Genomic DNA, 10,868 nt, shown 5'->3' with positions numbered 1-10,868 from the left:
GCCTTTTCCTTCATCTTGCCCAGCAGGTCGGTGACGGTGTCGCCGGCGGCCAGGGCCACGTCGATGGTCGACTGACCGCGTTGCAGCGAGTCCTTCACCGAGTTCAGCGAGCTGGCGGTCGACGACTGGTTCTTGGCCATCGCCCAGATCGCGCCGTTGTCCTTGGCGTTGCCGACCTTCTTGCCGGTGTTGATGCGTTGCTGCGTGACTTGAAGCTCGCTGTTGGTCGAGTTCAGGTTTTGCAGGGCGATCATCGCGCCCGAGTTCGTATTGATGCTGTTCAGAGCCATTTCGGCGAGTTCCCATTCAAGGTGGCCGACGTCATTTTGACGGTCGGGAGCATTTTGCTCATCGCCAGTGTCCACGGTCGTGCTTTCGATAATGTGAAAGTGTCACAGTTATTTTCGCAGCATAGACAACGCCGCGTTAAGCATCTCGATTCGGAGAAGTCATCGGTCCTGAATCGAGTTCTTTTGATCGAGAGTCCCACGGCCGGATCTTAATCTGTCGTTGACTCTGTCGCCTGGCCGACTGGTCCTTGAAATACAACATCTGGTGGAGGGCGGTCCGTCGTGGGGCGAGTCTAGTCGGGCCGAGCGCGCAAAGAAAAAGGGCGGGTCCGAAGACCCGCCCTTCAAGGTGCTGAACTTGCAGACCGAACCGTTTAGCGGAACAGGCTGAGGACCGACTGGGTCGACTGGTTGGCGATCGACAGCGCCTGCACGCCCAGCTGCGTCGACCAGGTTGCCCACGCCGGCGTCGAGGCTGTCTTGCAGCTTGCCGACGAAGGTCAGGTGGGTGTCCAGGCCGGTCGAGCTGGTGCCCAGCGARGCCAGCTTGTTGGTCGCCGTGCCCATGGCCTTGTCGATCGTGCCGATCATCGTCTTGGCCGTGGCCGCGTCGGTGAACGAGGAGCCGGCGGTCAGACCCAGGCCGACCAGCGAGATGGTCTTGGCGCTGACGGTGAACTGCGAGCCGTCCGAGTTGGCCAGGAAGGCCAGTTTGGTGGTCGAGCCGTCGGCGATCGAGACGCCGTTGAACTTGGCGTTGGTGACGGCCTTGGTGATCTGGTCGCGCAGCGAGGTGAAGTCCGAGACCAGGGCGTTGAACGAGGCGGTGTTCAGCGAGGTGTCGGAAGCGGCCAGAGCCTTTTCCTTCATCTTGCCCAGCAGGTCGGTGACGGTGTCGCCGGCGGCCAGGGCCACGTCGATGGTCGACTGGCCGCGTTGCAGCGAGTCCTTCACGGCGTTCAGCGAGCCGGCGGTGGTCGATTGGACCTTGGCCATCGCCCAGATCGCGCCGTTGTCCTTGGAGTTGGCGACCTTCTTGCCGGTGTTGATGCGTTGTTGCGTGACCTGAAGTTCGCTGTTGGTCGAGTTCAGGTTTTGCAGGGCGATCATCGCGCCCGCGTTGGTGTTGACGCTATTCAGCGGCATCCGACGTGTTCCTATTCAAGGTGTCCGACGTCATTTTGACTGCCGGGAGCGTTTTGCTCGTCACCAGGGTGTCGTCGCAGCGTAAAAAATGGATGAATCAGGAATATTGTTCGCGGTCAAAGCTATGAGGTAGGCAAATTATGCTGCGTCATGTTGTTGGCGTTGCCATGGTGCGTCGATCTGACGCAGTATCTTCCGAAAGCTTGTAAATACAGGGGGAGAAGTCGCCGCCCGGCCTGGCGGGGCCGATCGCGCCCGCGACCAAATGTCCGGCGTCCGTCGTCAGGCGCACAGACGGTGCGGCGCCACGTCGCGGTCGTCGGCGTCGAAAAGGTCGAAAGCCTCTTCCCAGGCCGCCTGCCGGGAGGCGCGCAAGGCCGCGTCGTCGATGATCCGGACGATCTGATCCTCGCGATCGTTCCAGACCAGGCCGATGTCGGCGGCGCGTTCGGCGTCGCGGCCGAGCAGCAGGATGATGTCGGCCCGCAGGGCCCGCTCCGGGCTCAGCCGCAGCAGGGTGCGCCCGCCGCCCAGATCGCGATGAATGTCGGCGAAGTCGAGCACGGCCGAGATCATGGCGGCGCTGACGGGGGAGACTTGCCAGTTCTGGGCGAGAAGGCGGTTCATGCGAGGGCTCCAGATCGGGCCTTCTGCCCGGCGGGTTTCTTCAGGCTCCCTTTTGCGGGTGTACTGCGTCAAAAACGGTCGTATAGGTTCGCCATGCGACACGACAAGGCGACCCGACTGCTGGATCTGGCCCGGATGCTGGCCGGATCGTCCGAGGGCATGACGCTGGACGAGATGGCCCGCGCCATGGAGGTGGGCCGGCGCACGGCCGAGCGGATGCGCGACGCGGTCTGGGCCGCGTTCCCGCAGATGGAGGCGATCGAGGATCCGCCGACCAAGCGCTTCCGCATCCCTTCCGGCCTGGACAGCCTGTTCCAGACCCCGACCGCCGAGGAACTGGCGGCCCTGCGCACCGCGGCCGACAACTATGCCGCCGGCGGGGCCGAGGGCCGGGCGGCGGCGCTGTACGCCCTGGAGCGCAAGCTGCTGTCGGCCCTGCGCGGCGCGGCGCGGCGCAAGGTGGCGCCGGATGTCGAGGCCCTGGTCCAGGCCGAGACCATCGCGGTCCATCCCGGTCCCCGTCCGTTCGAGAGCGAACAGGTGCTGACGGCCATCCGCACGGCCGTGAAGGGGCTGCAGGCCCTGTCGTTCCGCTACGAGGGCGGCAGCGCGCCGGGCCGGACCCGCAAGGTGACGCCCCTGGGCATCCTGTTCGGCCACAGCAATTACCTGGTGGCGACCGAAGGCAAGGACCCTCGCCCGCGCACCTTCCGCCTGGATCGCATGCAGGCCGTCGCGGCGCTGGATGAGCCGGCTCCGCCGCCGGAGGATTTTTCGCTGCAGGCCTTCGCCGACGAGAGCTTCGGCATCTATCACGGCCCGATCGAGGACGTGGTGCTGCGCGTCGGACCGGCTCGCGCCGATGACGCCCTGCGCTGGCGCTTCCATCCCAACCAGACCGTGACCCAGGAACCGGACGGCTCGGTGACCGTGACCTTCCGGGCCAGCGGCATGCTGGAGCTGTCCTGGCACCTGTTCACCTGGGGCGACGCGGTCGAGATCGTCTCGCCGCCGGGCCTGCGCGAGATGATGGTCGAGGAGTTGCGAATGGCTTTGAAGGCGCACGAGGGCGGCGGGGCCTGAAATCCGGCCGGAAGCGGCTCGGAAACGACGGGGCTCGAAAAGTCCGCGAGGCCATGTCGAGAATGACCGAACGGCTCCGACTTGCCCTCGAAAGCGCCGGGAGGACGGCGCTCCAACCGAAGGGACCGATGATGAAGTACATCCTGATGATGCAGTTTCCCCTGTCCGAGTGGAGGACCGACATGATCAGCAACTGGCCCGCCCAGGACATCCAGGTTCACATGGAGCACCTGCGCAAATTCCGCGAGGAATTCATCACCTCGGGCGAGATGGTCGTGACCCACGGCCTGCTGCCTCCCGAGGACGCGCGGTTCGTGCGGGCCCGTCAGGGCGAGGAACCCGAGGTGACCGACGGTCCGTTTCCGGAGACCAAGGAGTTCCTGGCCGGCTACGTGATCGTGGACGTCGAGACGCCTGAACGCGCCTACTACATCGCCTCGCGCTGGTCGGAAGGCCCCGGGCCTGGCGGCAAGCCGCTGAACTTCCCGGTCGAGGTGCGGCGGGTGATGTCGCCCAGCGGCGAGGAGATGTGACCACGACGGCGCTGGATCGTCAGACGACGGACCTGTTGCGCGACCTGGCGCCGCGGGTTCTGTCGGCCGTGGTCCGGCGCCACCGCGACTTCGCCGCCGGCGAGGACGCGGTGCAGGAGGCCTTGCTGGCCGCCGCCCGCCAATGGCCCGAGAGCGGCGTGCCGAGCAATCCTGGCGGCTGGCTGGTCCAGGTCGCCTCGCGCCGGATGATCGACCAGATCCGCCGCGAGGTCGCCCGGCGGCGACGCGAGACGGTGGCGGCCGAGGACGACATTGCGGTCGTCTTCCCGCCGGCCGACGACCTGGACGCCCTGGCCGGGCGCGACGACACGCTGAACCTGCTGTTCATGTGCTGCCATCCGGCCCTGACCTCGTCATCGGCCATCGCCCTGACCCTGCGGGCCGTCGGCGGCCTGACCACGGCCGAGATCGCCAACGCCTTTCTCGTGCCCGAGGCGACGATGGGCCAGCGGATCAGCCGGGCCAAGCAGAGCATCCGGGGCTCGGGCGTGCCGTTCGAGGCCCCCGACGCCGCCGAGCGGGCCGATCGGCTGCGCTCGGTGCTGCACGTGCTGTATCTGATCTTCAACGAAGGCTACGCCGCCAGCGCCGGTCCGGATCTGCAGCGCGCCGACCTGGCGCTCGAGGCGATCCGGCTGGCGCGCGCCGTCCGGGCCCTGCTGCCGGACGACGGCGAGGTGGCGGGCCTGCTGGCCCTGATGCTGCTGACCGACGCCCGGCGACCGGCGCGGACCGGTCCGGACGGCGAGCTGATCCCGCTCGCCGCCCAGGATCGCGGGCTTTGGGACGCGGCGGCGATCGCGGAGGGCGTGGCCCTGGTCGAGGCCAGTCTGGCTCGCGGCGCGGTCGGGCCCTACCAACTGCAGGCGGCCATCGCCGCGGTCCACGACGAGGCCGCCCGGGCCGAGGACACCGACTGGCCGCAGATCCTGGCGCTGTATGGCCTGCTGGAGCGGATGGCCGACAATCCGATGGTTCGGCTGAACCACGCCGTGGCCCTGGCCATGGCGCAAGGGCCCCGTGTCGGCCTGCGCCGACTGGCCGAGCTCGAAGGCGACAAGCGCCTGGTCGGCCATCACCGGCTGGCGGCGGTGCGGGCCCATCTGCTGGAGATGGCCGGGGACAGGGACGAGGCAATCGCGGCCTATCGGGCGGCCGCCGCGCTGACGGCCAGCGCGCCCGAGCAGCGCTATCTTCTGGAAAAGGCCGCCCGCTTGGCGGAAGGATCCAAGGTCTGATCGACATCCAAGCGCGGTGCGTGGTCCTCGCCCTTCGACAAGCTCAGGATGAGGACCAAGAGCAGGCGGTAGCAGTAGGAAACCTCATCCTGAGCCTGTCGAAGGACGAGGTTTTCGCTTCCGAAGCCGAATGCCGATCAGCCCTAGGCCGCCACCAGCTTCAGCAGGGCCAGCTCCCTGGCCCTGGGCGACGAAGCTCGCCGCCTGGGCAGTCGGCTGGTCTCGAAGGCCTCCAGCACCTTGGGATGGATATAGGCCGCGCGGCAGACGGCGGGGGTGTTGCCCAACAGGCCGGCCACCGCCTTGACGCAGGTGTTCAGCGTGCGCCGGGCCTCGGTCTTTGTCTCCGGCTTGGGGCTCATGCTGAGAGCTTCCAGCGCCGCCAGCGAGCCGTACCAGGTGCGGAAATCCTTGGCCGAGAAGTCGTCGCCGCAGGCCGCGCGGATGTAGTCGTTGACGTCGCTGCTCTCGACGGCGCGCCGCTGGCCGTCCTCGTCGAGGTACTGGAACAGGCGCTGGCCGCGCAGGTCCTGGCAGGCGGCGACGATTCGGGCCAGGCGACGGTCGCGAAAGCCGGTCCTGTGCATCTTGCCGCTCTTGCCCTTGAACTCGAACACCGCCCCGCCGCCGGCCAGCTTCAGGTGGCGCTTTTGCAGGGTCGTCAGGCCGAAGCTCTTGTTGGTCTTGGCGTATTCGTCGTTGCCGACCCGGATCAGGGTCAGCTCCAGCAGGCTGACCACGGCGGCCAGAACCTTCTCGCGCGGCAGGCCCCGGCGCGACAGATCGGCGGCCACGCGCCGGCGCAGCCGGGGCAGGGCGCGGCCGAACGCGGCCATGCGGTCGTACTTGCGCGCGTCGCGATCGGCGCGCCAGTCGGGGTGGTAGCGATACTGCTTGCGGTTCTTCTGGTCGCGGCCGACCGCCTGGATGTGGCCGTTGGGGTCGGGGCAGATCCAGACGCAGGTCCAGGCCGGCGGAATGACCAGGGCCTTGATGCGCGCGAGAGTCGCCTCGTCCTTCACCGGGCGGCCGTCCTCGTCGACATAGGAGAAGCCCTTGCCGTGACGCAGGCGGCGGATGCCCTGCTCCTGGTCGTTGACATAGGCCAGCAGCGTGCGTTCGGCGGATGTGGTTTGCAGCGTGTCGCGGGGCATGGCGGTCACCGCTCGACGAGGCGGCGGCGGTCGCTTGCCGAGTATTCCTGGGCCATTGCTCGCTCCCAACCCTAATCTGCGCCCCAAGTTTCTCTGGCAACGTGATAGACGGAGCGCCGGTTCCGGGAGCGACGCGCCAGACATGAACTACCGACACGCCTTCCACGCCGGCAACTTCGCCGACCTGCAGAAGCACGCGATCCTGCTGGCTTTGCTGAAGGCCCTGGCGGCCGACGAGACGCCGCTGTCGGTGATCGACACCCATGCCGGCGCCGGGGCCTACGACCTGGGCGGCGACATGGCCCAGCGCTCGGGCGAGGCGGCGGCGGGGATCGGGCGGCTGCTGGAAATGACCGACGTTCCAGCGGTGTTCGCGCCCCTGGTCACGGCGGTGAGGGCCTTGAACGGCGGCGGCGCGGGCGCGCTGTATCCGGGTTCGCCGCTGCTGATCGCCGGGCATCTGCGCAAGACCGACCGCTACACCGCCTGCGAACTGCGGCCCGACGACTTCGACAGCCTGCGCCGGACGCTGGCGCCCTACGCCTTCGCCCAGGCGATCAAGGACGACGGCTACGCCGCGGCGACCGCGCGGGCGGGGAAAGGGGGGCGGACGTTCGTGCTGATCGACCCGCCGTTCGAGCGCAGCGACGACTACGCCCAGATCGTCGCCACGACCAAGGCGGTGCTGGCCAGGGACAAAGGCGCCGTCATCGCCGCCTGGATGCCGCTGAAGGACCTGGAAACCTTCGACGCCTTCATGCGGGCGATGGAAACCGTCACGAACAATGCGCTAGCTGCGGAGCTGCGCCTGAGGCCGCTGACGGACCCGATGAAGATGAACGGCTGCGCGATGGTCATGGTGGGGGCGCCCAAGTCCGCCGAAGGCGCGATCGCCGAAATCACCACCTGGCTGGCCGACAATCTCGGCAAGGCCGGAGCCAAGGCGCGGATCTGGCGCGCGTGACCGCGGGCCGGCCCAGCTTCCGAGAGGCGTTCTGGGTCTGGCTCAAGGTCGGATGCCTGGGCTTTGGCGGTCCGGCCGGCCAGATCGCCCTTCTGCATCGCGAGGTGGTCGAACGGCGCGCCTGGATCGACGAGGAGCGCTTCGCCCACGCCCTGAGCTTCTGCATGCTGCTGCCGGGTCCGGAGGCTCAGCAGCTGGCCACCTGGCTGGGCTGGCGGCTGCACGGCGTGCGCGGCGGGATCGCGGCGGGGCTGCTGTTCGTGCTGCCGGGCCTGGCGGTGATGCTGGGACTGTCGGCGCTGTATGTCGCCCACGGCCAGGCGACCTGGGCCGGGCCGGCCCTGCTGGGCTTGAAGGCGGCGGTGGTCGCCCTGGTGCTTCAGGCCCTGCTCCGCATGGGCGGTCGGGCGATCAAGGGCGTGGCCGGCTGGTGGGCCGCCGGCTTGGCCTTCGCCGCCCTGACCTTCACCGTGTTGCCGTTTCCGCTGATCATCCTGGCGGCCGGCGCGGTCGGCTGGGCGCTGGGCGGCGGCGTGGTCGCCGCTCAACCGCCCGAGGCGAGCGCGCGGACCCCCTGGCGCACGGCCCTGGTCTGCCTCGCCGTCTGGCTGGCGCCGGTGCTGCTGGCCCTGGCCGTCTCGCCGGGATCGACCCTGGCCAGGATGGGCGGGGTGTTCAGCGTCCTGGCGGTGGTCAGCTTCGGCGGCGCCTATGCGGCCCTGGCCTATGTCGGCCAGGCGGCGAGCACGTTGGGCTGGCTGGCGCCGGGCCAGATGCTGGACGGGCTGGGCCTGGCCGAGACCACCCCGGGACCGCTGGTGCTGGTTCTGGTCTTCGTCGGCTTCGTCGGCGCCTATCAGAGCGCGCCGCCGGAGTGGGCTTGGGCCGCCGCCCTGGCGGGAGGGCTGATGGCCGCCTGGACCACCTTCGCGCCGTCGTTCCTGTGGATCTTCGCCGGCGGACCGTTCTTCGAGCGTCTGCGGTCGCGCCCCCGCCCGGCCCGCGCCCTGGCCCTGGTGGCGGCCGCCGCCGTCGGGGTGATCGCCAATCTGGCCGTGTGGTTCACCATCCACCTGCTGTTCCGGGCCGGGGCGGTCCACGCCTGCGGACCGCTGCGGGCCGAGCTGCCGGACCTCGCCAGCGCCAACCTGCCGGCGGCCTGCTTGACCGCCCTGGCGTGCGGCCTGGTGTTCGCCCTGCGCGCGCCGGTCCTGGCGGTGGTGGGCGTCATGGTCGCCGCCGGCCTGGCGCTGGGCGCGACCGGACTGATTTGAGCCCAACGCACGATTTTGCGACTCGCGAAGTCTAAAACCGTGTTATGCTGCACTGCAACAAACGGTTGTTGGAGCTCGGCCACCATGACCCTGTCGTTCCTTCCCGAAATGCCCAAGATCGATGTCGAAAAGGGCCCGAACCTGATGGCCGGCGCGGCTTCGCCGCTGTGGCTGATGTTCGGCGGCGCGGCCATGGCCGGGGCGACCTGGTGGTGGTGGTCGGCGCGCTGGCGCGAGGCGATCAATGTCGAGGCGCTGATAGCGCCGGCCCTGGCCAAGACCTCGCCCACGTCGGAGCCCGTCGCGCCCGCCGAACTCGCCCCGGAACCCGTCTCCGAACCCGCCCCAGAACCTGCCATCGAGGCGGTGATCGATCCTGTCACCGAGGCCCTGATCCTGGCGCCGATCGAGCTGGAGACGCCCGAGCCCGTCACGGCGGCCGCGACCGCGGTGACCGAAACCGTCGCCGAGGCCGTGCGCGAGACGCTCGACACCGCCGAAACCGTGGCGACCGAGACAGCCGAAACCGTCAAGGCGGCGGCCGAACCCGTGGTCGAAGCCGCCGTCGAACAGGTCAAGTCCGTCGGCGACGACCTGACCCAGCTGGTCGGCATCGGCCCCAAGCTGGCCGCCTCGCTGGCCGACCTGGGCGTCACCCGCTTTTCCGAGATCGCCGCCTGGGGACCGCAAGACCTGGCGGACTTCGACGCCAAGCTGAACCTCAAGGGGCGCGCCGAGCGGGACGCCTGGGTCGCCCAGGCCAAGCGGCTGGCGGGCGCGTAGATCACCCGGCGGCGAGGCCGTGCGTCCTTCGAGGCTTCGCTTCGCTACGCACCTCAGGATGAGGGAAGTGAGCTGGCTCTGAATTCCTCATCCTGAGGAGCCCGCGCAGCGGGCCTCGAAGGACGCACTGCGTCACTCAAGCCCGAAGGCCGCCAGCAGCCGGTCGGCCGCCGCTGAAGCCGGCAGCTCTCCGGCCCGCACCGCGCGTTCGACCTCCGTCGCGATAGCCGCCACGGCCGGCGCTTCGCGGAAGGCCTCGGCCAGCCGGTCCTGAACCATGGCCCACATCCAGCGGCTGTCCTGGTCGGCGCGGCGCGCCGCGCGGGCGCCGTTGGCGGTCATGATCTCGCGGTGACGCCGGATCTGGGTCCACAGCCCGTCGAGACCGGCTCCGGTCAGGCCCGAGGCGGTCAGCACCGGCGGCGTCCAGTCGGGCGAGGCGGGGGTCAGGATGTGCAGGGCGTTGCGGTAGTCGCGGGCCGAGCGCTCGGCCTTGGCCGGATCGGCGTCGGCCTTGTTGATCACCAGCAGGTCGGCCAGCTCGATCAACCCCTTCTTGATGCCCTGCAGCTCGTCGCCGCCGCCCGGGATCAGCAGGGCCAGGAAGATGTCGACCATGTCCGACACCACGGTCTCGGACTGGCCCACCCCCACGGTCTCGACGATGATCACGTCGAAGCCGGCCGCCTCGCACAGCAGCATGGCCTCGCGGGTCTTGCGGGCCACCCCGCCCAGCACCCCGCCCGACGGCGAGGGGCGGATATAGGCGTTGGGATCGACGCTGAGCCGCTCCATGCGGGTCTTGTCGCCGAGGATCGAGCCGCCGTGGCGGCCCGAGGACGGATCGACCGCCAGCACCGCCACGCGATGGCCGGCGGCGGTCAGCATCGTGCCGAAGGCTTCGATGGTGGTCGACTTGCCGGCCCCCGGCACGCCGGTGATCCCGATCCGTTGAGCGCCGCCGGTGCGCGGCATCAGCCGCTCCAGCAGGGCGCGGGCGGCCTTCCGGTGATCGCGGCGACGGCTCTCGACCAGGGTGATGGCGCGGGCCAGGGCGGCGCGGTCGCCGGCGACCAGGCGGGTTTCGAGGTCGGCGATGTCGATCGGTGAATTCAAGGCGTTGCCGAAACAGGGGTGACGACCGTGGGGCCGCCCTCGTCCTTCGACAAGCTCAGGATGAGGGCTGTTGGCAAGGCCCTTCAGTAGAAATCCTCATCCTGAGCTTGTCGCCAAAGACGTTTGGGGGACGAGGATTTCGGCTCTAGAGGACGACCGCGGTCCCGGAAACCGAAACCATCATCATCGAGCCGTGCGGGCCCACGGTGTTGTAGTCGAGATCGACCGCCACGATCGCGTTGGCGCCCAGCTTCTCGGCTTCCTTGACCAGGTTCTTCATCGCGTCCTCGCGGGCCCGGGCCAGAACCCGTTCGTAGGATTTGGAGTGGCCGCCGATGAAGTCGCGGATGGCGGCCATCAGGTCGAGGACCACGTTCGCGCCAAGGATCGACTGGGCGTAGATCGCGCCCTTGTAGTCCTGGACCGGCCGTCCTTCGATGAAGGGGGTGGTCGAGATCAGCATCGACAGGTCCTCGTCAGCCGCGCCAGCCTTCGCCATGTCGGCGCCGGCCATTAACTTAAGCACAAACGGCCGTCTTCGCGAGGGGCTCCCTCAAGGCGCGAGCGATTTGCGGACCGCTTTCGCGTAACACGCGAAACTGCGCCGTAGCCACTTCCTGCGCGCCCATGGTTAAGGCA

11 protein-coding genes and 2 pseudogenes are annotated in these 10,868 nt (G+C 68.8%); 6 read left to right on the top strand and 7 right to left on the bottom strand.

What is annotated here, in order from left to right; translation table 11 throughout:
• The 3 genes and pseudogenes from ASD21_RS06865 to ASD21_RS06855 all read right to left on the bottom strand — a co-directional run.
• The coding region (locus ASD21_RS06865; protein WP_442856950.1) for a flagellin at positions 1-290 on the bottom strand (290 nt) is incomplete at its 3' end.
• Positions 291-664: 374 nt separating this feature from the next.
• A pseudogene (locus ASD21_RS06860) lies at positions 665-1,436 on the bottom strand (flagellin).
• A gap of 282 nt (positions 1,437-1,718) precedes the next feature.
• Positions 1,719-2,063 (bottom strand): hypothetical protein, encoded by a 345-nt coding sequence (locus ASD21_RS06855; RefSeq protein ID WP_056438612.1) that lies wholly within the window; start codon positions 2,061-2,063, stop codon positions 1,719-1,721.
• Between the two features lie 93 nt (positions 2,064-2,156).
• Here ASD21_RS06855 and ASD21_RS06850 point away from each other — a divergent pair, with 93 nt between their 5' ends.
• The 3 genes from ASD21_RS06850 (at position 2,157) to ASD21_RS06840 (ending at position 4,938) form a co-directional block, all read left to right on the top strand.
• Complete coding sequence (locus ASD21_RS06850; protein WP_056438610.1) at positions 2,157-3,146, top strand: helix-turn-helix transcriptional regulator; 990 nt, start codon at positions 2,157-2,159, stop codon at positions 3,144-3,146.
• Between the two features lie 128 nt (positions 3,147-3,274).
• A complete protein-coding gene (locus tag ASD21_RS06845) occupies positions 3,275-3,679 on the top strand; it encodes a YciI family protein (RefSeq protein ID WP_235523772.1) in 405 nt (134 codons plus the stop codon).
• The gene (locus tag ASD21_RS06840; RefSeq protein WP_082554653.1) at positions 3,676-4,938 is read left to right on the top strand and encodes an RNA polymerase sigma factor; all 1,263 of its coding nucleotides are present in this window, start codon (positions 3,676-3,678) and stop codon (positions 4,936-4,938) included. The genes ASD21_RS06845 and ASD21_RS06840 overlap by 4 nt, the downstream gene beginning before the upstream one ends.
• A gap of 143 nt (positions 4,939-5,081) precedes the next feature.
• On the opposite strand, the gene ASD21_RS06835 is transcribed toward ASD21_RS06840, so the two are convergent.
• The gene (locus tag ASD21_RS06835) at positions 5,082-6,092 is read right to left on the bottom strand and encodes a DNA topoisomerase IB (RefSeq protein ID WP_056438606.1); all 1,011 of its coding nucleotides are present in this window, start codon (positions 6,090-6,092) and stop codon (positions 5,082-5,084) included.
• 142 nt (positions 6,093-6,234) lie between these two features.
• Here ASD21_RS06835 and rlmJ point away from each other — a divergent pair, with 142 nt between their 5' ends.
• From rlmJ to phaH, 3 genes are all read left to right on the top strand, one after another.
• Entirely contained in the window at positions 6,235-7,056 is an 822-nt protein-coding gene (gene rlmJ, locus ASD21_RS06830) for a 23S rRNA (adenine(2030)-N(6))-methyltransferase RlmJ (protein ID WP_056438603.1), read from the top strand.
• Positions 7,053-8,330, top strand: a complete 1,278-nt coding sequence (gene chrA / locus ASD21_RS06825; protein WP_056438599.1) for a chromate efflux transporter — start codon at positions 7,053-7,055, stop codon at positions 8,328-8,330. Before rlmJ ends, chrA begins: the two co-directional genes overlap by 4 nt.
• An 84-nt stretch (positions 8,331-8,414) precedes the next feature.
• A complete protein-coding gene (gene phaH, locus ASD21_RS06820; protein WP_056438596.1) occupies positions 8,415-9,113 on the top strand; it encodes a phasin PhaH in 699 nt (232 codons plus the stop codon).
• Positions 9,114-9,245: 132 nt separating this feature from the next.
• On the opposite strand, the gene meaB is transcribed toward phaH, so the two are convergent.
• The 3 genes and pseudogenes from meaB to ASD21_RS06810 form a co-directional block, all read right to left on the bottom strand.
• Positions 9,246-10,229, bottom strand: coding sequence for a methylmalonyl Co-A mutase-associated GTPase MeaB (meaB, locus tag ASD21_RS06815; protein ID WP_056438593.1), 984 nt, complete (start codon positions 10,227-10,229; stop codon positions 9,246-9,248).
• Between the two features lie 33 nt (positions 10,230-10,262).
• Positions 10,263-10,342 (bottom strand): annotated as a pseudogene (locus ASD21_RS25205) (hypothetical protein); the annotation flags it as partial.
• Positions 10,343-10,374: 32 nt separating this feature from the next.
• Positions 10,375-10,692: a heavy metal-binding domain-containing protein gene (locus ASD21_RS06810; protein WP_056438632.1), complete on the bottom strand. Its 318-nt coding sequence runs from the start codon at positions 10,690-10,692 to the stop codon at positions 10,375-10,377.
• Between the last annotated feature and the right edge of the window lie 176 nt (positions 10,693-10,868).

Source organism: Caulobacter sp. Root1455, from assembly GCF_001426905.1.
GTDB lineage: Bacteria > Pseudomonadota > Alphaproteobacteria > Caulobacterales > Caulobacteraceae > Caulobacter.
This window is presented reverse-complemented; position numbering and strand designations above follow the sequence as displayed.